The 24354-nt window shown below is 45.3% G+C and carries 17 protein-coding genes; 4 read left to right on the top strand and 13 right to left on the bottom strand.

What is annotated here, in order from left to right:
* From ftsA to GJU82_RS11950, 4 genes are read left to right on the top strand one after another with little or no spacing between them, the layout of a single operon-like run.
* Complete coding sequence (gene ftsA, locus GJU82_RS11965; RefSeq protein ID WP_153632342.1) at positions 1–1341, top strand: cell division protein FtsA; 1341 nt, start codon at positions 1–3, stop codon at positions 1339–1341.
* Positions 1342–1374: 33 nt separating this feature from the next.
* A complete protein-coding gene (gene ftsZ, locus GJU82_RS11960; RefSeq protein WP_153632341.1) occupies positions 1375–2724 on the top strand; it encodes a cell division protein FtsZ in 1350 nt (449 codons plus the stop codon).
* 35 nt (positions 2725–2759) lie between these two features.
* Entirely contained in the window at positions 2760–4184 is a 1425-nt protein-coding gene (gene ftsZ, locus GJU82_RS11955) for a cell division protein FtsZ (RefSeq protein WP_228488689.1), read from the top strand.
* Between the two features lie 24 nt (positions 4185–4208).
* Positions 4209–4658, top strand: a complete 450-nt coding sequence (locus GJU82_RS11950; RefSeq protein ID WP_153632340.1) for a GatB/YqeY domain-containing protein — start codon at positions 4209–4211, stop codon at positions 4656–4658.
* Between the two features lie 173 nt (positions 4659–4831).
* Here GJU82_RS11950 and GJU82_RS11945 read toward each other — a convergent pair whose 3' ends face one another.
* The 13 genes from GJU82_RS11945 to GJU82_RS11880 form a co-directional block, all read right to left on the bottom strand.
* Positions 4832–6940 carry a SurA N-terminal domain-containing protein gene (locus tag GJU82_RS11945; RefSeq protein ID WP_153632339.1) on the bottom strand — a complete coding sequence of 703 codons (2109 nt, stop codon included), beginning with the start codon at positions 6938–6940 and terminating at the stop codon, positions 4832–4834.
* A 95-nt stretch (positions 6941–7035) separates the two neighbouring features.
* Positions 7036–8304, bottom strand: coding sequence for a hemolysin family protein (locus GJU82_RS11940; protein ID WP_153632338.1), 1269 nt, complete (start codon positions 8302–8304; stop codon positions 7036–7038).
* 18 nt (positions 8305–8322) lie between these two features.
* A complete protein-coding gene (lptC, locus tag GJU82_RS11935) occupies positions 8323–8940 on the bottom strand; it encodes an LPS export ABC transporter periplasmic protein LptC (RefSeq protein WP_153632337.1) in 618 nt (205 codons plus the stop codon).
* Positions 8912–10534: a lipopolysaccharide assembly protein LapB gene (locus GJU82_RS11930; protein ID WP_194831043.1), complete on the bottom strand. Its 1623-nt coding sequence runs from the start codon at positions 10532–10534 to the stop codon at positions 8912–8914. The genes lptC and GJU82_RS11930 overlap by 29 nt, the downstream gene beginning before the upstream one ends.
* Positions 10535–10559: 25 nt before the next feature.
* Positions 10560–11843 carry a hypothetical protein gene (locus GJU82_RS11925; protein WP_153632335.1) on the bottom strand — a complete coding sequence of 428 codons (1284 nt, stop codon included), beginning with the start codon at positions 11841–11843 and terminating at the stop codon, positions 10560–10562.
* On the bottom strand, positions 11827–12561 hold the full coding sequence (locus tag GJU82_RS11920) for a type III pantothenate kinase (protein WP_194831042.1): 735 nt from the start codon (positions 12559–12561) through the stop codon (positions 11827–11829). Before GJU82_RS11920 ends, GJU82_RS11925 begins: the two co-directional genes overlap by 17 nt.
* 8 nt (positions 12562–12569) lie before the next feature.
* Positions 12570–13421: a carboxylating nicotinate-nucleotide diphosphorylase gene (nadC, locus tag GJU82_RS11915; RefSeq protein WP_153632333.1), complete on the bottom strand. Its 852-nt coding sequence runs from the start codon at positions 13419–13421 to the stop codon at positions 12570–12572.
* 1 nt (position 13422) lies between these two features.
* On the bottom strand, positions 13423–15006 hold the full coding sequence (nadB, locus tag GJU82_RS11910) for an L-aspartate oxidase (protein WP_153632332.1): 1584 nt from the start codon (positions 15004–15006) through the stop codon (positions 13423–13425).
* Between the two features lie 402 nt (positions 15007–15408).
* Positions 15409–15636 (bottom strand): OST-HTH/LOTUS domain-containing protein, encoded by a 228-nt coding sequence (locus tag GJU82_RS11905; protein WP_153632331.1) that lies wholly within the window; start codon positions 15634–15636, stop codon positions 15409–15411.
* Between the two features lie 412 nt (positions 15637–16048).
* Complete coding sequence (locus tag GJU82_RS11895) at positions 16049–17542, bottom strand: Gfo/Idh/MocA family protein (RefSeq protein ID WP_153632330.1); 1494 nt, start codon at positions 17540–17542, stop codon at positions 16049–16051.
* Between the two features lie 153 nt (positions 17543–17695).
* Positions 17696–19189 carry a Gfo/Idh/MocA family protein gene (locus tag GJU82_RS11890; protein WP_153632329.1) on the bottom strand — a complete coding sequence of 498 codons (1494 nt, stop codon included), beginning with the start codon at positions 19187–19189 and terminating at the stop codon, positions 17696–17698.
* A gap of 277 nt (positions 19190–19466) precedes the next feature.
* Positions 19467–21935, bottom strand: a complete 2469-nt coding sequence (locus GJU82_RS11885; RefSeq protein WP_153632328.1) for a TonB-dependent receptor domain-containing protein — start codon at positions 21933–21935, stop codon at positions 19467–19469.
* A 630-nt stretch (positions 21936–22565) separates the two neighbouring features.
* Positions 22566–24353, bottom strand: coding sequence for an MFS transporter (locus GJU82_RS11880; RefSeq protein ID WP_153632327.1), 1788 nt, complete (start codon positions 24351–24353; stop codon positions 22566–22568).
* Between the last annotated feature and the right edge of the window lies 1 nt (position 24354).

Raw genomic sequence — 24354 nt, 5'->3', positions numbered from 1 at the left:
ATGAGTTCAATGAAAGAAATGACCGCTGCAGTAGATATAGGTACTGTGAAAACGACTGCCATCATTGGTCGCTATACCATTGATCGGAAACTGGAGGTCGTTGGCTATGGAAGTACGGATACGCGCGGCGTCAGGAATGGTGTTGTCGTGAATATTGAAGAAGCCGGAAAATCAATACGGGAAGCAGTGGAAGTAGCATGCCGTGGATTGAAATTGAAAGTTCGCAGCATTTATGCCGGTTTGTCGGGACAGAAAATCCGTACCCGTTCGGCCAGCGGCTACCGGATGATTGATATGGATGGCGAGGTGACCCGTGAGTTGGTTGCTTCGTTGTACGAAGAAGTTGGCCGGTACTCTTTGCAACCCGGAGAGAAGATTTTTCATGTGGTCCCACAGGAATTCATCGTCGATGGAGAGATGGGCATCCAACAGCCTGTAGGCATGGCTGGAAATCGTATCGATGCCATGTTTAACCTGATTTTGGCGCCCGATTCGTACCGGGTTAATCTTCGGCGAAGTGCGGAAAAAGCCGGCTTTGAGTTGGCAGGTGTGTTTGTCAATCCTTTTGTGCAGGGAGAGGCATATCTCACCGAAGACGAGAAAGAAGCCGGGGTGGTATTGGTCGACTTTGGCGCCGGAACTACAGGTATTTCAGTCTACTATGAAAACCGGCTGCGATTGGCTGCTGAACTTCCCTTTGGTGGTTCGGTGGTTACCCGTGATATTAAAGAAGGGTGCAACATCATTGCAAGACATGCAGAGTTATTAAAGGTGCAGTTTGGTCGCGCATTGGCGGAATTGGCTCCTGATAATAAAGTGGTGCAGATTCCCGAATCGGACGGCTGGCCAGCCAAAGAGGTAAGTTTCAAAAATCTGTCTTACATCATTCAGGCCCGTATGGAAGAGATTCTGGAAGGTATCAGTTTTCAGATTGAATCGACCGGGTTGATGCATAAACTGGGCGCTGGCATTGTGATTACCGGCGGTGGTGCCGAAATGGCTGAACTGGAAAAGCTGATTAGTTATAAAACGGGCTTGGACGTTCGTTTCGGCCGTCCGGTTATCCCGATGAAGGAGTTGTTGTTTGCCGAACAGGTGAATGGCCCTGAAGCAGCCAATATTCTCGGATTGCTGGTAAAAGGACTGAAAAAGCGCGAAGGAATGCGCAATACGGATACTATGGTGGTCCGTGAAAATGAAGAAGGGGAAAGGCCTCAAGAGCCCCGTCAGAAGGATAGGCCGAATGGAAACGGATTTAAAGGCGTATTCAACAATCTGTTTGAGAAAGCCCGGGATGGTCTCGGAAACCTGATCTCGGATGAAGATATGGAAATGAATTAGACTACGATGTAAACCAACCAAAAGTTATACGGTATGTCATCAGAAGAAGATTTGCTCAATTTTGGTTTCAGGCATAACCAGGATTCCATTATCAAGGTCATTGGCGTTGGAGGCGGCGGTGGAAACGCATTGAACTACATGTACCGGAATGGGATTACCGGCGTCGATTTCATCATTTGTAACACCGATGCCCAGGCCCTGGAGAATAGCCCGGTCCCTGTTAAGGTACAGTTGGGCGTTTCACTAACCGAGGGTCGTGGCGCCGGCAATAAGCCGGAACAAGGCGAACAAGCTGCCATCGAAAACCTGGCGGACATCCGGAGGGTGCTGGCCAACAATACCCGGATGGTGTTCATCACGGCTGGAATGGGTGGAGGAACCGGCACTGGTGCTGCGCCTGTGATTGCTCAATTGGCCCGTGAAATGGATATTCTAACCATTGCTGTTGTGACGCTTCCTTCGGAAAAAGAAGGTAAGCGGCGTTTCGATCAGGCGATGGTCGGTGTGGGCAAGCTAAAGAAGTTCGTTGATAGCTTATTGGTTATCAGTAACGAAAATCTGCATAAGATTTATGGTGATTTACCGGCGTCAAAAGCATTTGCTCAGGCCGACAATATTTTGGCAACTGCTGTAAAAGGGTGTGCGGAAATTATTACGCTCCATGGTAATATTAATATTGACTTTGCCGATGTGAATACCGTAATGCAGTTGAGTGGCGTATTTATTATGGGATCGGGTATTGCCGATGGGGAAGATCGGGCCATGCGTGCCGTTAAGGAAGCATTGATTTCGCCGCTTTTGGATAGCAATGACATTTATGGAACGGAAAATATACTGCTGAATATTACGTCAGGGGAAGAGGAAATCAGGATGGGTGAAATTGGTCAGATTATCGATTACCTGCAGGATGCGGCTGGTGATGACGCTAATATTATATGGGGAAACGGACGTGACGAAAAGCTTGGGCCAAAAATTTGTGTGACGCTGATTGCTACCGGTTTTAAGACCAATCCCAACAGGATATTTAATCCCGAACCGGAAAAGACCAGGGTTTCGTTACAGGATGAAAAAACCGAATCGGTGAAGAGTGAGTTAAAACTTCCATTTTACGAGGAAAAGCGCGTTGAACGGGAGAGGGAGTTTTATAAGCCGGCAGGCAGGAAGAAGAATTATCTTGACGAAGATGACCTTCAGGTGGAACATGAATACCAGAATGAGGAGACGACTTCTTACCAAAATAAAAGCCGGCATAAAAAGAGTGAGGAGAAGAGACACCGAAGCAAAAAGGACAAGGAAGAAGTAACTTCTGAGCCCATTACCAACTGGTTTGTCAAACAGTTCAATACCTTCTTCAGTGATAACGACATGGAGATGGATGAATAACAAATACTAGGTAGAATTAAATTAAAGATCGAGATATGGCCGAACTGATGAATTTTGAATTACCGGAGAAGCAGAATTGCATCATTAAGGTAATCGGTGTTGGAGGAGGCGGTGGAAATGCGGTCAACCACATGTTCCGTCAGGGGATAAAAGATGTAGATTTTGCAGTTTGCAATACCGATGCGCAGGCGCTGATTAATAGTCCGGTGCCTACTCAGGTACAATTAGGGGCTTCGTTGACAGAGGGGCGCGGAGCCGGGAATAAACCGGATGTTGGGCGTGATGCAGCCCGTGAAAATATACAAGAGGTAGAAGAAATTCTTTCTCATGGAACGAAAATGGTTTTCATTACGGCCGGAATGGGAGGCGGTACCGGAACCGGGGCTGCTCCTGTTATTGCCGAAGCAGCCCGAAAACTGAATCTATTAACGGTGGGAATTGTGACGATTCCTTTCCGGAATGAGGGAAGAAGGCGTATTGAGCAAGCCATCAAAGGAATCCGTGAGATGGAAGGCAATGTGGATTCGTTGCTGATCATCAATAACGAACGTATCCGTGAGATGTACGGTGATTTTCCTATTTCCAAAGCCTTTTCGAAGGCCGATGATGTGCTGGCTATTGCAGCGAAAGGAATTGCCGAGATTATCACGTATCACGGGTTCATCAACGTGGACTTTGAAGATGTGAAAACGGTGATGAAAGAGTCTGGCGTAGCGGTGATGGGTTCTTACCGGGCAACTGGCGACGAAAGGGCTTTAAGAGCCGTAGAGGGCGCCTTAAACTCGCCGTTACTGAACAATAATGATATTCGTGGCGCCCGGAATATCCTGGTGAATATTACTTCCGGGGAAAAGCATGAAGTGACCATGGATGAAATGAATCTCATCAACGAATATGTGCAGGAAAAAGCTGGTAACTCCGCTGATTTGATTTACGGAGTAGCAATTGACCCATCGCTCGAAGATTCCATTTCGGTTACGGTTATTGCCACCGGTTTTAAAACGAGTTCGATTCCGGAGCTCCGAACGGATAAGAAAGAGCCTGCCGAGAAGGTTTCTTTGCGGGATGAAAAGGAAAAAATGCCCTACAATATTTCCGGGCAGGTGGGCATGTCCGACGATGATATGGGGGTAAGAAAATCGGGCGCTCCCGTTTTTGAAGGTGAGCCGGAAGATGAATTTGAACCATTGTATGGACCGGTACCGAAGGAGAAGCATTCAGGGGGCAACCCTACAGAAGAGCAGAGAAAACAGGTTATGCAGGTCGATTTTTCAACCCTTTCGGATGAAGAGGTTGAGAAAATCAGCAATGAGCCGGCTTATGTACGTCGCATGTTGCGCTTAGAAAACGGGAAGAAAAAGAAAGCTTCTGAAATATCCCGTTTTTCGCTTTCTGATGACAAAGATGAAGGGCCTAAACTTCGGCGGAATAACTCGTTTTTACACGACAAAGCCGATTAATTAACGTACCAATACCATAAAATCATGAGTTTGTTTGATCAAATCAATGCCGATATAAAGTCGGCTATGCTTGCCCGCGATAAGGCGAAGCTGGAAGCTTTACGGAATATTAAAAAAGTGCTGATAGAAGCGAAAACCGCTAAAGGCGGTCCGAAAGAACTTCCGGACGACGTTGCTTTGAAAGCCATTGCCAGGTTAGCGAAGCTGGGAAGGGATTCTGCAGACATTTATAAGGAGCAGGGCCGACAGGATTTGTATGATCAGGAAATGGGGCAAGTGAAAGTATTTGAAACGTATCTTCCATCAAAAATGAACGATGGGGAATTGACGGATGCGGTGAAAGCGGTTATTGCTGAAGTTGGCGCAGAATCGATGAAAGATATGGGAAAAGTAATGGGAGCTGCCAATGCGAAATTGGCCGGACGGGCTGATGGAAAGGACATTGCGGCGAAGGTGAAAAGTCTGCTTTCCTGATGATTATTGTCACCCGTTTTCTATTTTATTAGCTATACCTTTCTTTTTCTCTGGCAATCGTAGTTTCGCAGCTGTTTTATAGCCAGAGGTCATAAAAAAAAGAAGACCCCGCAAATTATTATTGAGGGGCTTTCTTTTGTGTCTATATTTTCCGCTAATACCGGGAAGTTTCATTAATAGAATTTCGAACGATTGTCAACAATGTCGGCCTCTTTCTTCAATGTCTCGAAGGCCTGTGTGTTGGCGCGATAACTCAGGCTCATCATCATCTGAACCTTGTCTCCGGCCACATCGGTATCAGCGCCTTCTTTAACATTGGTTACTTCAACCATATACACGCCATTGTTACCTTTTACCGGTGTCGAAACGTCGTGTAATCCAAGCGTTGTTGCAGTACCGATGACGGCAGGCTCAACACCGGCCCCCGGAATAGAGTATGAGTTGAAAGTAAGGTTCCGGGCTTGTTTTTCGTCCACATTCAGAGCGGCAGCCAATGCAACCAAATTGGATTTTCCTTCCATTTCCTTAGCCAGGTAATTACCTTTTTGCTCTTTTCTTACGGCCAATTCAACGCGGTCTTTCACAGCGGAGAATGGAGCAATTCCTTTTTCCTGGATACCGGTAAGAACGGCAATCACGAAGTTGTCACCCAGGTCAAAAATCGGAGTTCCTTCATAGCTTACAATCAGTTTCCCTACTTCGGAATTGCTAAAGGCTGAACGAACCAGAATACGAGCATCCTTAAGGCCCTTGATGTTTTGCTGATCTTCTTTGATGGTAGCATATCGCTTATCGAGCCCTTCCGAGGCAACGGCTTTGTTGAATGCTTCCTGTGTTTGATTCTCGCCTGCAAATTTCGAAGCTATCGAGTAAACACTCTGGTAAGTCTGGCTGCTCGGTTCAACTTTACGGCTGATGATAGCCAACTGTACATTTGGAGCAGTTTTTCCGCGTTTTGTTACCTGAAGCAGGTGGATGCCATACTGCGTTTTTACTTCGCTTATTTCATTCACTTTGCTGGAGAAAGCAGCATCGTTAAATGCCTTCACCATTGTTCCACGACGGAACCAGCCAAGGTCTCCACCATTGTTGGCAGACCCTGGATCCTGTGAATATTTTTCTGCCAGTGTAGCGAAATTGCCGCCTTTTTCGATAACAGTCTTCAAGCTGTCAGCCAATGATTGTGCCTTTTGTGCATCGGCCTGGCTGGTAACGCGAATCAGGATATGACGTGCTCTAACGGAATCGGGAAGGTTCTCGAACTTCTCAATTTTTGCTAGTTTCCAGCTATCGCCGTCTTTGTAAGGGCCATAGATATCACCCACTTTTTCGCTGAAAGCGAAATCACCCAGTTCGGGCGACAGCTCATCTTTCTTGTAGAAGGAATCATCGAATGGTACATCGGAGTTAACATTTACAAATGCCACATCATCGTTGGCATTGGCAAAATCCGATTTGATGTTCTCAATCCATTTGTGAGCGCTTTGCTTATCTGAAGCTGATGGTACTACCGGAAAAACAACATATTCGATCCGGCGTGTAGCATCCTGTTGATACAATTTCTGATGATTGTTGTAATATCTTTGCATTTCAGCATCCGAAACAGGTACAGCGCTATCGGGTACTGAAGCATATGTTTGGGCAACATAGTTAATGTCCACCTTATGGTTTTTGTGGGCTACGTCTTGTTTGGCTTCAGCGGTGGTTATATAAAGTCCTTTGGCGACCAAATCGTTGTATTTGGTGTATTTACGCTGAGACACGATTTGTTTTTCCATGAACAACCAGTATGCTTTCTGCTGACTGGTTCCGTTTGTTTCCAAGTGTTTCAGAAACTGAAGGATAGCCGACCGGTTAACCTGGCCCGTTTGTGGGTCGCGGAACAACTGTTGGATAATAGGACTAATGTTGTTTCCCTGAACCATATCGAAAAGTTCATCGGAACTCACGCCAATTCCCAGATCCTTGTAAATATCGCTCATGACGTAATTGCGAACCATGTTTTGCCAGGTTTGCTCTCTGAGCTGTTCCAGCATTTTCTGATCAACGGAATTAGTGCCCGAATTCATTTTATAAATCTCGGTCAGTTCGTCAAGTTTCTGCTGGAACTCTTTGTAATCAATACTTTTTCCGGCAATCTCAGCAATTTCCATTTGTTTTCCCCGCAAAAGCGAACTTCCGGAACGAAGCATATCGCCCAGAATGAACGCCAACAGGGCCAACCCAATAATTACTGCAACCAGAACACCAGCCTGGTTCCTAATTTTCTGTAATGTTGCCATTAATGTTCAGGTTATTTATTAAAATCTTTTGTTTAATTCTTTGGGCTACGAAGATAATAATTTTAGAGTACCCATCACTTTTGATGGAATCAAAATTACGTGTTATTCAATATTTTCAGTTCAATGAGTTCAATTCGCGTCTTTGATCCTCTCAGTACCTTAAATTGGAATTTTCCTATGTCGATAATGGTGTTCATCGTTGGGATACTGCCATACCGATGTAAAATGAATCCGGCAATGGTTTCGTAGTTGTCGTCAACAGGGAGCCCCAGGAAATACTTTTCGTTGATTTGGTCGATTTTCATCCGGCCCGAAAATATGTAATGTTTGTCATCAATTTTGCGTTCCACCAGTTCAACGGTGTCGTGCTCATCTTCAATTTCACCGAATATTTCTTCCAGAATATCTTCCGTGGTAACAATACCTGCCGTTCCTCCAAATTCGTCGACTACTACTGCCAGGCTCTTATGCTCGTGCAGAAACTTAGTCAACAACTTGCTGGCTTCCATTGTCTCCGGGACAAAAATCACTTTTCTCAGTAATGTCGTTATGTTGTTGGGATTATGGAAAAGATCGGATGAATGGACATAACCAATGATGTCATCAATGCTGTCTTTGAAAACGATGATTTTTGAGAAACCTGTCTCTATGAAACGTTGGCGAAGTTCATTCATTGGTGTATTCACGTCAATGGCTTCAATTTCGGGTCGTGGGACCAAGCACTCCCTTAATTTAACCTTCGAAAAATCGAGTGCATTTTTGAACAGCTTGATCTCATTTTCTACTGTTTCCGAGACTTCACCCGCTGGACGTTCGCTTTCGCCGATGAATTTATTCAGATCGATGCGGCCGAAAACCAGTTGTTCCTGTTCCTGTGCAATTTCTGTTTTGAATATCTTTCTTAATAAAAGCCTGGAAATTCCCATTGTCAGCCAGGTGATAGGATAGAAGAGGATATAAAATATTCCTACCGGTATGGCAAATATATTCAGCGCCAGGTTCGGTTTTAACCGGAACAGCGTTTTGGGTAGAAATTCGGCAACAAACAGGATGAGCAAGGTTGACAGAAGTGTCTGTGTAATTAGCGACAAGGTATCATTGGTGACGATCGGAGTTACAATCGGGTCAAGCAATTTGGCGAAGGCGATACCGTAAACAACTAATGCCAGGTTGTTTCCCAGTAACATAGTGGCAATGTAATGGCCCGGTTTTCTTGTGTATAGGGTGAGGAATTTGCTATTTAAAAAGTTCTTGTTCTTCTCTAATTCAAGTCGGAGTTTGTCGGAAGATACGAATGCCATTTCCATCCCGGAGAAAAAGGCGGAGGCAGCAAGTGTTCCCAATATGATTAGAAAGATATTCATGTTTAGCAGGTAGGGCGATTATTTTTCGTCGTTTACGTAAAGTGTTCCTTTCGGTTGAAGAATTTTCCAGTTTTTCAGATTTTCATCCGATTCCAGCCCAATCCCGGTAATAATCTGGTCGCTTCTGATGATTCGAACATATTTATCTGAGAAGATACGTTTTTCTTTTCTCAGCCAGGTCAGTTTTTCGGTTTTTAGTGTATCTCCATCGGCATTCACCGCTACCACGTTACCAATGGCCAGCCATTTTTTCTGGTTCGTGAACCGCTTGCCGTAATTGGCTGAAATACCGGATATAATCTTCTCGTTCTTGTCAAATTCAACAATGTGAAAACCGTCAGGAAATTCGGTATACGGGGCCTTTTTATTTTCATACTCAAGCAAACGGGGAGTTGTCAGCCGATAACGCACTATACCAGAGTCGGTAAAAGTCGTTTCGAAATCAGTGGCGTCAACTGTTGGTAATTCCTCCTGCTCGATGAGTTTGGAAGGTAGGTTTGCTTCGACTTCGACTTTAGACTGACAAGACAAAAGAAGCATTGCTGCTCCTAATGATAGGGCAGCAATGCTCGACTTAATCAGTATTTTAATTTTAAATGCCGTAGTATTAACGGAATTGTATTTTTGTTGTTTCATTAATCCAGCCTCCTACCCTGTAAGTATCTCCGGCATTGTATCCCTGGAAGAAAGCGTTTTCCTTATTGGGGAAATATTTTTTGTAAATGTTGATGTTCTTATTGGCTTCTTCTGCAACCGAAGGATCTACCGCCTTGGCTTTTTTGAAATAATCAACGGCTAAAACAAACACCATTGACTTATCGAAATCATTGTCGCCAAAGGTTTTAGCAGATGCGGCATAAATGCTACCTATCAGCAGGTAAAGTTTACCATTTTTGGGTTGCAGTTTAATTGCTTCGCGGGCGTCTCCGCGTGCTGACTGATAACGATTTTGGCTCAGTTCAACAGTTCCCAGTTCGTACAAGTCAAGTGCTTTTTGTGTGGGATCTTTTTCCAGCGAAATAGCCTCATTGTAATATTTAATGGCTTTGTCAAAATCTTTCAATTTGATGTACAGACGGGCCATTGAGAAGGCTGATTGTGCTGACGGCTCCAGTTGATACAATTTGTCGGCTGCATCAGCATAAAGCTTGCTGTCGGTACAGTTATCTCTGTTCAGTAGATACAGCATTTTGCGCAGCATTTCAACATCGTTTGGATTGTTTTTGAATTTCGGCGTGTACAGCTTAATTAAGCTTTCGCAATCGGCTGCACCTGAATTCTCAAAAATAGTGTTGATGGCATCAGCAGCCTGCTTGTAGGCTTTGTCATTCGAATCCTTAGCCAAATTAGCATTGGCGATGGCCAGTGTTTTATCGTAACTCTCCATTACTTTATCCGACTCGAATTCACCTGTCTTGAACAAAACACTGGTACCTTGCATCAACTGAACAAGAACAGCAGCTTCTGTTTTATTTCCCTGTAGTTCCATCGACTGCTCTAACCAACTGTAACCGGTCTTGTATATTTCTTTTAGTTGATCGTCGGTAAGCTGATCAGGATGTACCAATTTGTACTTCAGATATGTAGTGGCTTTGCGTCCTAACACGAATCCTTTGTTATCGAAGTATTTCATTCGTTTGTCGTAAATCGACATCAATTTGTCAAGCAATGCAGGTTTTTCTGCATCAGTTGCTTTATCAAGCATCGCTTCATACATCTTGATCCCTACAATATAGACATTGACAGATGATTTAGGATACTTATTATATATATGTTCCCATGGCTTAAGTGCCGATTTGTAATCGTTCATCTGGTAGAACTGGTCATACAATGAGTAGTAAGTCATGTAGTCTTTGTTCTGTGCCTTAATAAGCTCCGATTGTGAACGCAGATCCACTCCTGGCTCTTCGGCTTCTTTAGTCAAATCAGGCTTTTTGCCGATGTACATGTTGATAACATTCTTGTTGTTACCTTCAATGTCCAGTTTTTCTTCTCCGCCGGCATACGTGAATTTCAGGTATTTTGATCTATCACTGATCTCCAGTTTGTACTTACCGTCGAAGCTAGTGAAAAACTGATCGTGTGACCGGTTTGCTGTAACAGTAACACCTGCAGCAGGTTTTCCATCAATATATACAGTACCGGTAACCACTCGCTGTGCCATTGCGCCAGCGATTCCGACCGTGTAGGTCAGGATGAGTACTAAAGCTGTTCTGATAATCGTCTTCATATCCATACCAATATGTGTGTAATTGTTAATCGAATTTACGTTTTATGAACCACCGTTCGTTAAGCATGATATGCAAGGTGAGTTTTACATAATCTTCTTCCAGCAAGTTATTGCTCGTTGTCCCGATTCTTCCTAATTCAGCTGAAAGGTTCAGGGTAGAACGGGAACGGCTCAGTGGTAACCCTACACCAAAGGTCATGCCATAACCGCTAATCTCTGTTCCGTTGAGGTAAAGATAGGAATTCTCGTAAAACATACCCATGCGATAGAACGCTCGATTCCAGTAACTTCGGATGGAGTTCCGGTTCGGGTTAAATTCAATACCTGCGGCGTATCGATCTCTATTGGTCAAATACGTTGGTGTTTGTCCGAATAAAGTGGAATTTGACCACGATTGGTGAAAATAATCGGCACCCAATGTGATCCTATTTTTAATGACGTAGGAAACTCCGGCTCCGTATGATACCGGTAATTTAGTTTGTTGGGAACGGTCTTCAACATGGGTAAGCGTGTCGGTGATTTGATTCATCGTTCCACGGAAAAGTGCTTTTTCCTGATGAAGGGTATATTTTGAACTGTACTTTTGAGAAGGTTCAAAAGTACCCCCAACTACCCATGTATTATTATTTTTTGTTTTGAAGTAATATTGCAATCCCAGATTGAAACCGAAATCCTGAACCCTCAGGCTCTTGGTTTCGTAATAATCATACATATTGGGATCGGTGGGATAATCCAGGTAAATGTTATCGCTTAATGTACCAAACATGTACCATGCGTTAATTCCCACCGAAAAGTTCGGAACAATGTTGAAACCGTTTCCCCAGAATACACGGGTGAGTGTTCCTTTACCGTTAAAATTAGTGGCTATTGCATTCCCTTCCACTTCGGATGTTAAATTTACCTGGTAACCCTTATCGGCGTACGGTGTAACTCCCCATGCAGTTGCCCACCATCTTGTAATTGGAAATGAGATGGCCAGATTATTTAGGTTGGTATTGTTGTCACCGTTACTGCTGGTTGCCGATTTGAATTCGGTATGACGTGAACTGAGCCCAAAGTCCATCAGAAAAGTCATACTATCGACGGCAGTGTAAGAAGCAGGGTTGGCTGTATTAATCTGGTCGGGAAAACGTGTTCCAATTCCAATTCCACCCATAGCAGCAGAACGTCCCTGCCCGTAATCACGCAGTTTTCCCAATCCGTACCTTGAATACGGAGAGCTGGTGTTATTATTTTGTTGTGCCCAAGCGGCAGCAGAGGTTACAAATACAATAACAACCGTAGCTACTATTTTAATAGTTTTTGACATTATATTCGAGGATTCGGTTCAACCCCAGCAGGGTAATTTGAAATTTTACAAAGATGGAACTTTTTAACTTTTTATCAAAGAATTTAGCATCGCCCCCAGTGACAATAATTGTTAATTCCGGCCACTTTGATTTCATCCTGTCAATTACGCTCTCTACTTCTGACAAAATACCTGCTAATACTCCACTTTGAATGCCTTCTTCGGTGGTTGTGCCAATGTCGGGCCAATTATCGTCCGGAGTAAGTAATGGAAGTCGTCCGGTGAATTGATGAAGTGCACGGAACCGGGTCCTGAGGCCCGGTGAGATATTACCGCCCATAAAGCCTTTTTCCTTGTCAACAATATCGTAGGTGATAGCAGTTCCCGCATCAATAATAAGGAGATCCTTCCCGGGGAATAAGCAGGTTGCACCTACTGCTGCTGCTAAACGGTCGATACCGAGTGTCGCTTTCGAACGGTAATTGTTTTTAATGGGAACAGGGGTAGTTGTTGAAAGTTCCAAAAAATAAGAGAACCCCTTTCGCAGGAGTTGGAAGCGTGTTGAATCATGTTTGGTCACCGCCGAAAGAATAGCCTTATCCAATTCAGGGTACTGTTTTTTCAAACGCAGGATAATTTCCTGATCGAAATCCTCCAGTTGTACTGAATTTACCAGCCGGTTCTGATCGAAAACGGCCAGTTTCGTGAGACTATTTCCTATGTCGATTACCAGGTTCAACAGGATGTTTATTTTTGGGGTACGTCTATATTCATGCTAATGTCCAGGGCTTTCACGCTATGGGTTAAAGCTCCAATGGAAATAAAATCAACACCGGAGGCGGCCACGTCCTTCACCCGTTCAAGTGTCATGTTTCCTGATGCTTCAACTTTTGCCCGGCCCTTAATTAGCTCCACTCCACGCTTCATGGTTTCGTTATCCATATTGTCCAGCATGATGATGTCGGCGCCGGCTGCGATGGCTTCTTCCACTTCGTTGAGGTTGGTGGTCTCCACCTCAATTTTTACACCGGCTGCAGTGGTGGGCCTGATGGCTTTAACAGCTTCGGTAATTCCGCCGGCCACTTTAATATGGTTGTCTTTAATCATCACCATGTCGTACAAGCCTATCCGGTGATTGGTGCCACCGCCCATTTTCACGGCATATTTATCGAGTAACCTGAGGCCGGGTACTGTTTTCCGGGTGTCCAAAATTTCCGTTTTATATCCCCGGATGGCTTTCACATATCTGGATGTTTCGGTAGCGATTCCGCTCATGCGCTGTAGAAAGTTCAAAGCAAGTCGTTCTCCGGTTAATAAAGCACGAAATGAACCTTTTACCTGAACAAGTACATCGCCTTTGTTGACAAAACTGCCGTCCTCAATATATGTAGTCCACTCAATGTTGGTATTTAGTTTGCAAAATACCTTTTCGGCAACCGGAAGCCCGGCAACCACGCCATCTGCTTTGGCCGTCATCGTGGCGGTAGTTTGCATCTCTCCAGGTATCACTGCGTTCGTGGTAATATCACCGTCAGCGATATCCTCCTTTAGTGCATATTCGATGATGGGATCGATAACGTCAAAATTCAGTGTACTCATTTCACTTTGTTATTCTTACGGGTTCGTATTGAATTTCTTTTCCTAATTGCTGGATTATATGTTTTGTCTGTTCAGCGCTTTCTTCCGGGTGATCTTCACGAATGTGGCCGCCTCTGCTTTCTTTTCTGACCAGTGCCGACTGGATGATTAACCGGCAAATATCTATCAGGTTCTTAATTTTATGATGGTTGTAATCATTCGAAGGCGCGTTGTATTTCAACGATTTTTTATTGACCTCTTCAAATGCTGAGATTAAGCCTTCGTGATTACGTAAAATACCAACGTGCGAATTCATTAAATCCGCCAGCTCATTTTTCACCGAAAGGAACTCTTCATCCGTTTCCTTGTTCAGGAATATGGGAGCCGGTGTATTATCTGTTTTTTTGGGTTCCTGCAAATTTCTTCGTGCTTTCTCAATAGCTCTCTTTCCATAGACGAGACATTCGAGAAGAGAGTTGCTTGCCAACCGGTTTGCCCCCATTACTCCAGTCGAAGCTACCTCGCCACAGGCATATAAACCGGGCATGTTGGTTTGTCCCCACAAATCGGTACGGATACCGCCAACCATGTAATGTGCTGCCGGAGCCACCGGGATCAAATCCTCTGTCATATCGATTTCCAGCCGACTGAGGTGCGCATCGATGGATTGGAACCTGCCACGGATGTATTTTGCATCGAGGTGCTTAAGGCTCAGGTAAACATAGGATGCGTCTGTTTTTTTCATCTGCCGGAAAATGGCGGCTGCGACTACATCGCGGGGAGCCAGTTCTGCCAGCGGATGAATGCCTTCCATGAAGCGTTCGCCATTTACATCGAGTAACCGGGCACCTTCGCCACGAACAGCTTCACTGACTAAGAAGGCATCTTCTCCCGGAAGGGATAACGCCGAAGGATGGAACTGGATAAATTCCATATCGGCCATTTGTACGCCGGCGCGCCAGGCTAGTGCAACTCCGTCTCCGGTGGCAGTATGGGGATTGGTTGAACGGGTGTAGAGGCGGGATAATCCGCCGGTGGCCATAACTGTGGCTCTTCCCTTGAAGAGGATGTTTTCTCCACTCACAAATTGTAGGGCCTGAACGCCGTAACAATGGCCGTCGTCGACCAAAATGCGGACAGCTACCGTGTACTCAAATGTTGTGATATTCTTCTTCCCGAGTACTTTTTTTAGCATGAAGCTGGTCATCAGTTTACCGGTCGCATCGCCACCGGCATGCAGTATCCGGCGATGAGTGTGACCGCCCTCCAGCCCCAGAAACAACTCGCCGTTCTCATTCCTGTCGAACTCCATTCCACAGGAAATGATCTCCTGAATGCACTGTTGTCCTTCCCTGACCAAAATGTCAACGGCATCGTGGTCACAAAGTCCTCTTCCAGCGGTGAGGGTGTCTTGAAAGTGATTTTCCGGGCGGTCATCTTTATCAATGGCTACGGCAATTCCCCCCTGGGCATGGTATGAGTTGCTCACATCCAGCTCTGATTTAGAGATTAAAGCAACAGTTCCATGGTCGGCGGCATGATAAGCCGCAACTAATCCGGCCAGTCCACTGCCAATAATAATAAAATCAAAATCAAGGCTCTTCATGCAATTGCTTTAAGGTCATCCAAATCGATGCCCGACAAAAATAACATTTCTGAAACAGTTTTAAACCTCTGGCTGTCTTTTGTGTCCAATGTGGGTGTAAAAAACTAAACCACTTCTTTTATTGAACCGTTAAGACGGGCGTAGTGTTTGGTTTTCGAAAGCTTTTTTGTTATTGTCAGTAACTGAAAACGGCCAGACAATACTGATGTATGAGTGCCGAATTGGCTGCTTATTTTGCTGAATATTTATAAAGAAGAGGCAGCTTTCCGGGGACCGGTATACTGATGAGAAAACCAAGCAGGGAATTGGTAGTTTGGTTACTTTCGGTTTTCTGAAAAAGATGCAACAAATAAAATGGACGAGAAAAGCAAACCCGACTGACATTGGCCGGGTTTGTTTTTTTTACGTTTGATTTATCAGCCTGGCGTATACCACAGGTGGTTGCCGGCTTTCATCAATTCGGGTTTCAACTAATTCGGGGAACCGGGAAATGAACTTGGACAATTTGCCATACTTAATGCCTTTCTCCCTCAGCGCTCCTCCGATTTCTGCCAAATTTGCCCAACCATCTTCGTTTGTGCAGGCAGTTATGGCTTCTGTTAAAGCTTTTTCGTTTTCGGCGTTTTCCATGTTTTATGATATTAAATCCGACTAATTACACGTAGCGTGACGAATGATTAATATTGATAGAATAGCATAAAACGCTGTAGTAAAGGTAATGTATTTTTTAGAAAAAGAAATACCTATTCATCTGTTATTATAAAGCCACTTCCGTGAATGTTTTTGATCTGGATGGACGGTTCATCCTTTAGGTATTTTCTTAGTTTTGTGATGAGTACATCCATGCTTCGGGTAGTGGGATTCACTAAAACCCATTAATATGAAAAGGAAATTGATGTTTTTACCCACAGGATCAGCTGTGATTTTGATTCTTTCTGCGTTCACTTTTAGCGTGTCTGCCTCAGAAGAAAGAGGTTACCCGTCATGTAACCACATCGGTCACCCCTTTCCTTTTCATAACCTATAAATCGATCAATGCAGATTAAGCTGGCATATCCGGTAAAGTAAAACCTTCGCGGTAAGTGTGTTTAATCAATTCATTGGCAAATGCTTTTGCATTCATCGGATCCGTCCAGACTCTGTTAAATGTCGGGTCTCCATCTTTAATCGAGAAATTGTCTTCGATACAAATCCTGAGATTTTCTTCGTCCGTAATATTGGTGAACTGCATGTTGGCACCGTCCCATTCCAGTTCCTTGTTCAGTCCCTGTAAACGGACTGCCAAAACACCCATTACCACCATTTCGTTGAATGGTCCGGCTTCGCTGAACGGCGAGGCAGGTTGAACCCGGTTTTCCGGACTTTCTTTGCAGGCGCGTATCCAATCCTGTTCGTGGCCACCTAGCATGGCATTTTCAATCCTGCGAAGCGTTTTGGGAACATTTGGAGTCCTTCCTGAAAGCAACCACGGGTCTTTTCCGTAGCAACCACAAATCAGCTTGTCTTTGGTTCCATGAAAAATCACACCACCGCCGGCATCATTCATGTTTTTGCCAGCTGGCCAGCCTTCCGGTTTTTTGGGTTGAAGGCCACCGTCGTACCAGGTAACTTCCACTTCCGGAAGTTTCATTTTTACACCTTTTTGTTTTTCTCTTTTTGGGAAGGTCAGGTTGACCATCTGCGCATTCGGTGCACAATCAGTCAACAACAGTGTGGAACTTCCCTGTGCTTTTGTCGGATAACCAAGTTTGAGACCTACAAATACAGGGTGCAGGACATGACAGGCCATATCGCCTAATGCACCGGTTCCGAAATCCCACCATCCGCGCCAGTTCCATGGCGTGTAAATGGAATTATATCCGCGGAAGGCAGCCGGCCCGATAAAGAGATCCCAATCCAGTGTGTCCGGAACAGGCATTACTTCTTTCGGACGGTTCAGTCCCTGTGGCCAAATCGGACGGTCGGTGAAAGCCTCCACTTTCGTGACATCGCCAATTTCTCCGTTCCATAGCCATTCGCTGGCCTGCCGTACGCCTTCGCCTGACGAACCCTGGTTTCCCATTTGGGTCGCTACCCGGTATTTATCGGCCAGTTTGGTTAGCAGGCGGGACTCGTAAACTGAATGTGTCAATGGTTTTTGCACATAAACATGTTTGCCAAGTGTCATGGCGTGCGCTGCAGCGGCAGCATGTGAATGATCCGCAGTGGCAACCAGAACGGCATCGAACTGATCACTCATTTCATCGTACATCTTGCGCCAGTCCTTGTAGCGCTTGGCGTCAGGAAAATAATCAAAGACGCGTTTGCTGTATCCCCAATCCACATCACAGAGAGCTACAATGTTCTCTGTTTCCATGTTTTTCAGGTTGGCAAACCCCATTCCGCCAATTCCTACAGCAGCAATGTTCAGTTTATCGCTTGGTGCTTTGTGTCCAAGCCCTGCGATGGTGTTCGAGGGAAGGATGGTGATCCCTGCCGCAGCGGCAGCGGATGTTCCCAGGAATCTCCGACGGGAGACATTATTCTTTCGATCCATAAATCTGGTCAATTAATTGATTATAACTAGGATTTCTAAATTTATTTTTATTTACCCGTATCTACAAAAATTTTATATTGTATTTGATACAAAAAAGAGCGGTTACCTCATTTTAGAGGCAACCGCTTCTATAAAAATGGATCTATTGCTTATTTAAATTTGTTGCCATCCTTCGCGATAATGGTGACGAATCCACTCTTCTGCCGCTTTTTTTGCATTCATGGTGTCGTACTTGGTGTCAAATTTCGGATCACCATCAACTACTTCGAATTTATCAGAAGTCACTACTCTAATTTCATCGTTATCGCCAATGTTGGTGAACTGCATGTTAGCACCATCCCATAACAGACGACGTTTCAGGTCCTGCAAGCGGACCGCCAGTACTCCCATGACAACCATTTCGTTAAGCGGACCGGAATAATCGAAATTAGACGAAGCTTCCATGCGGTTGCTCTTGTCTTCCTTACAGGCACGGATCCAGTCTTGTTCATGACCACCTTCCATGGCTTCGGGGATACGACGAAGCGTTTCTGCCGGGCGTTTGAAGTCTTCCATCTTCCTGGTAGGAAGCAATTGCGGATTGCGCGCGTATGTACCACACATGATTTTTCCTTTCGAACCAACAAAGATGACGCCTCCACCCCAGTCGCCCATCATTTCACCGTCAACCAGCTCTTCCGGACGTTCGGGGAGTAAACCGCCGTCGTACCAGGTTACTTTCACTGCTGGCATGGCCACTTTGGGCAGGTTATCCCTTTCGGGGAACCAATAAGTTACTTTTTGTGCTTCGGGAGCCGATTCCGTGTTAATCTGAGTAGAACTACCTTCTACGGCAGTAGGATATTTTAACTTGAGTGCCTTGAACGCGGGATCGAGAATATGGCAGGCCATATCGCCTAATGCGCCGGTTCCGAAATCCCACCATCCGCGCCAGTTCCACGGTGTGTAAATAGGGTTATACGGACGGTAAGCTGCCGGGCCGAGGAAGAGATCCCAGTCTAGGGTTCTGGGTACGCGGACTTTTTCTGTGGGGCGCTCCAGGCCTTGTGGCCAGATCGGACGGTTGGTCCATGCATGTACTTCTTGGATTTCGCCGATGGTTCCGGCCCAAATCCATTCGCAAATTTCACGGATTCCTTCACCCGAGTTACCCTGGTTTCCCATTTGGGTGGCAACGCCCGTTTCGTTGGCCGTATTGGTCAGTAGTCGTGATTCGTATACCGGGTGAGTTAATGGCTTCTGAACATACACATGCTTACCCAGTTTCATTGCTGAATAGGCTGCCAGTGCGTGTACATGGTCGGGAGTGGCTACCAATACAGCGTCAATATCCTTTTGCTTGTCCAGTAACTCACGGAAATCCTTATAACGTACCGCATTGGGATAATCGTTGAAGGTTTTACCGGCATATTTCCAGTCAACATCGGCTAGTGCAACGATATTTTCCGTACTCATATTCTTCAAGTTGGTACGACCTATTCCGCCCACACCGATCCCGGCAATGTTCAGTTTGTCGCTGGGTGCTTTGTGCCCCAATCCGGCAACGGTATTCCTTGGAAGAATGGTAAATCCTGCAGCGGCGGTTGCAGACGTGCCGAGAAAAGCACGTCGGGAAACGGTGCTTTGGTTCTTTTTAGCTTCGTTCATTTTAATTAGTTTTAGTATGAAATCGGATATTGGTCTCTAAATATAATTTTTAATTCATGGATTTTCAAAAATGGAAGCATCCATGTTGTCCTAATTCAATAAGGGGTGCATCGTTTTTGGCAGGGCGATGCGATGCCTGCCGGATGTTTGAAAGGATTTGCGGCCAGACTTATTGTTGTTTAGACAGCCTCTAAATTTTTTTTTTTGCTATTTCATGAAAAAGGGATACCAGCTACTTGCCGATACCTCTTTGATTAATTAAAAAGTCAATAATCATCTAGTAGTCACCCACACCAGTATTCGTGCCTGAATTGTCTAGCACGTTTTCTTTTTCCTTCTGTTTAAAATTATTCAACTTGTAGCTAATCGTAAACTGAAGAATCCTGGGGGAGCGGCTGTATTTATATTCATTGCGGAAACCTGTTCCGTAGCTGTATCCGGAATGGCGCATTGTACCGAATACATCCCGCAATTGAATGGTGGCTGATAGTTTTTTATCCCAAAACTCCTGACGAAGTGATGCATTGGAAAACATCGCCCAGTCGGACTGTCCCTGAACGGTTGTCGAGGGACCGCGGTAATGACTCATGAATTGAAAACGGGTGCTTTTCGTTATCTTGAAATCCAGGTTCAGCCGTGAATCGAAATTGGTGCTTTGAGTATTGATGGGTTCATTGTTAAGGGTTCCTTTTAGCTGATAATTATACAGAGTGCCACTGGCTACCACCGTGAACCAGGGAGTAATTTGCAGATTGGCCATTAGCTCGGCGCCGGTTGAGTAATCATTATTCATGTTTTCGATGCTCTGGTACCTGATTCCATCTTCTCCCAGCTTGGTAATCCGGGTCATTAAGTTGGTCGTCCGACGATAATAGCCTTCAAGCGAAATGAAAGAACGGTCGATTCGTTTAATTACGGAAAGTTCATACGAATCTGTGTACTGCGGTTTCAGCCCTGGATTTCCAACACGTATATTATATGGGTCGATGTACGACGGAAACGGATCGAGCCAGTATCCTCTCGGCCTGTCGAGCCTTCGGCTGTAACTTGCCTGGAGTTCCAGGTTCCTGCTGAATTTTTGTGAAACATGTACCGAAGGGAAGTAATCGAACCGGTCGATAATATAGTCCTGCCCGGTTTTAGCATAAGTAATGCGGCGATTGGTATATTCCCCCCTCATTCCAAGCATATAACTGAAATTATCGGACGTATGCCCGTAAGTGGCGTATATAGCGTGGATATCGCGCCGGAACACCGTCGTGCTACTGAAGTTTTCGTCATTTACCCAATTGCCATCAACATATCTTTCGAAAAGAAAATCCTGGTTGTCATCTTCCCGGCGTCCCTGATAACCGGCGTCGAACTCGTTCCGGTCATTAATAGGCAGCGTGTAGTCCAGTTTGGCCCGGTAATCATTGGAATTAGATAACTCTGCACTTCGAACCATCCCGGAATTTGCTTCAAGGGGTACCCAATCAGCGTTGGTATTGATGGTGTTCTGGTTTTCATTATCGTTCCCGTCTTGTCCGGAAACAATGAATGCAGCCAGTAATTGGTGCCCTTTTTTGTTAAATTTTAGTTGATAAGATAAATCTGTGTTCCAATATTTTCCACCATGGTTGGACACATTGTCCTGGAGGAAATAATTGATGCTGTCGTTGTAATTGTTCGAGAGCGACTCTTTGGTTACTCCTCCAAAGTCAAAACCATAGTTTCCATAACTTCCCGAAAGACTAAGGGTTGATTTGTCAGATGCATAATAATCGAAGCCGGCCTGTATGCTCTTTCCTGTGCGTTTCCTGTTTCGGGACCCGTCAACGGACAGTACCGTGGTTGAATCGTTCTGATAGGTATATTGCGTTTCTTTGCGTTTGCCGGCGTAAATCATATCCTGATAACTGCCGTTCACAAACACCTTCCATTTCCCTGATCGCATATTGACCGTAGCGTTAACACGATTCCGGTCGTTGAGATTTGTGGTGGCATTTACAATTCCGCTAAGCGAACCTTTAATGTTTTTTTTCATTACCACATTGATGATACCTGAGACACCATCCGGATCGTACTTTGCCGATGGGTTGGTGATGATTTCGATATTTTCGATGTTGCTGGCCGGAATCTGCTGCAAAGCGTCGCTTCCCTTCAGCACGCTGGGTTTACCGTCAATCAATACAGTAAAATCGGAGCTGCCGCGTAATGTAACGTTACCATCCATATCAACCTGCACGGAGGGAGTGTTTTCGAGTGCTTCAGCGGCTGTACCGCCAGCGGAATTTAAATCCTGACTTACATTTACGATTTTACGATCAAGCTTGAATTCGACACGCGCCTTATCGGCTACAACATCAATACTCTGCAATTCTTTGCTTGCCGGCTTGAGTTCCAGCGTCCCGATATTGGCTACCGGACCTGAACGGCTGATCGTGATTCCCGGGAGGGTGTATTTTTCAAATCCGATAAAGTTTGCCTGAAGATAGTATCTCCCCGGCGGAATATTTTTGATTTGGAATGAACCGTTGGGTTCGGTCATGATACCTCCTACGATCGAGGAATCGCGCGCTGAATAAATGACCACGTTAGCATACTCCATGGGTGTCTTTGTCCCGGCTTCCACAATTGTTCCCTTTACAACCCCTGAAGTGGCCACAACGGATTTTCCGGCCATCCCTGGCGCCGGTGCTGGTTGTGCATATAGTTGGAAGGTTAACCCTGAAATTAATAAACAGATGAGTAGTATTTTTTTCATAGAAAGTATTTCCTGTTGACGTTTTTTTGTTTTATGCAACCTTTGATGACGAAAAGGATGATTGGTTTAATCGGAAAATGAGAAAAAGGAAGGGAAAAAGATAATATTATCCGGAACGCTTGAGGGCGTTATTGTTTTGAAAACACAAATACCGAAGATAATGAAACCGGACGTGGTTTGAACCGTGTTTCTAGCTACGGAAACGACGCTCACGATTGATTAGATATCGTCCGTGATCAGAGAAGAAGAGGGCAACAAAAAGAAGTGTCGCAATCATCGCTTTGCTGAGGTGTATTTTTTCGAGGCAGACAGACAAAAACAGCAGTGCGGCAATTACAGCGAGCACCATCAGAAAGTATCCTGCTATGTAAAGAAAGACACGCACCGGGGTTACGTTTAATGGTTATGTGCAATTTACGAAAAACGCATCATAGAAGATTCATTTCATTCCCGGCTTTTTACCTTTTTTAATAAATAAATTAATCGCTTCTGTCGATGCTTTTTTGATTGGTTGCGGATTGCTTTCCTGAAGCAATCTAACGGATGTAAAGTCCTTTTTGCTTGCCTGTCAACTTTCTGGGAAATAAAGTTAGGACAAAAAAATCCCCGCCCGAAAGCGGGGAAGTGTTTTTATGCTTTTGTTTTGGTCCCGAACTTCGGATCGATTTTTAGTAACGATATCAGGATAAATCCCGGAATGGTACAAAGCATCACCCAGACGAAGAAGTGTTGATAACCAACCGTTTCCTGAATCCAACCGCTTGCCATGCCGGGAAGCATCATGCCTAGCGCCATAAAGCCGGTGCACAATGCGTAGTGGGCAGTTTTATGCTTCCCATCCGAAATGTAGATCATGTACAGCATGTAAGCGGTAAATCCAAAACCATAGCCAAACTGCTCGATCCCAACTGACGTAACAATGGGCAACATGGTATCCGGTTGAACATAGGCGAGGTAAACATACACCAGGTTGGGCAGGTTCATGGCTACGGCCATCCACCAGATAGTTTTTTTTAGCCCCCACCTGGCGGCAACAAAACCGCCCAGAATTCCTCCCACCGTCAGGGCAACCATTCCAATGGTTCCGTAAATTAACCCGATATCGCCTGTCGTCAACGCCAGTCCGCCTTCTGTCCGGTCGTCGAGCATGAAAGGTGATGTAAGCTTTACCAGCTGCGACTCTCCCAACCGGAACAAAAGTAAAAAAGCAAGCCCGGAACCAATGTTTTTCTTGCGGAAGAAAGAAGCAAACGTTTCCAACACTTCCTGTATCACGCGGCGCAACGAGGTTCTCTCATGTTTATCGGTGTCTTCCGCCGGCCGTGGAAGGACGAACCTGTGCCATATAAAGAATAAAACGAACAAACCGCCCAGTACCATGAAGGTCAGGCTCCAGGCCAGTGGAATATTTCCGGCTCGTCCGGAGAAGGTGGCTTCGGCTTTTTCCGTCAGTTTTGGGTCAATCTGTACGATAGCAAAGGCTGGTTCATCCCAGTTATCCGCATTGAAAACAAAGCGGGCCCCTTCTTTCAGATGAAAACTTTTGTTGCCTTTGTCCCTACCGAAATTCAACACCACTTCTTTTTCATCTTTCGGTGGTTTGTTCAGCTTGTATGCGACCAGGGCAAAGCCGGACGTTTTTCCCTTTGTGCCATCGGGCATGCCTTTAAGCGAAGTCTCTTCGGTGTAAAATCCATGGCTGATGTTCCATTCTTTCACTTCCGTGAAGATGCTGTCAGCCTTTTCACGGGAAACCGGATTGGTCCCGATTTCAATATTTTTTGATGACGGGACTAACACATAGTCGGTGCTTTTTGTCCCCGGAAAGCTGATATCGTTTGGTTGGAATTGTAACGTTGTCTGTTTTCCGGGTGCGGAGTGAAAAGCAATATCGGTTTCCGGCAGACCGGTGGCGGTTTCCAGGTAACCGGCCAGAATCACCAGCAAACCTTGCCCGGTGAGCATGGCAAAGCGGTAAAAGGTGTTGCGGATGCCCACAAAATAGGTTTGCTCGTATTGGTTGAGGCCCATCATGTAAAAACCGTCGGCAGCAATATCATGCGTGGCCGAGCTGAAAGCGACCAGCCAAAGAAACGCCAGTGAGTAGCGGAAGAAGTTGGGCATGGGAATCGTCAAGGCAACGCCGGCCAGTCCGGCACCTACCAGCAATTGCATGATAACAATCCACCAACGCTTCGTGCGTAACACATCCACCACCGGGCTCCACAACGGTTTGATGACCCACGGCAAATAAAGCCAACTGGTGTACAAAGCAATGTCGGTGTTTGAAATTCCCAGCCGCTTGTACATGATGACGGAAACCGTCATCACGATGACATAGGGAAGTCCTTCTGCAAAATAGAGTGTGGGAATCCACGCCCACGGATTTCTTTTGGTTGGTTTTGCGGCTTGTCGCATG

Source organism: Prolixibacter sp. SD074 (assembly GCF_009617895.1).
Taxonomy (GTDB): Bacteria; Bacteroidota; Bacteroidia; order Bacteroidales; family Prolixibacteraceae; genus Prolixibacter.
This window is presented reverse-complemented; position numbering and strand designations above follow the sequence as displayed.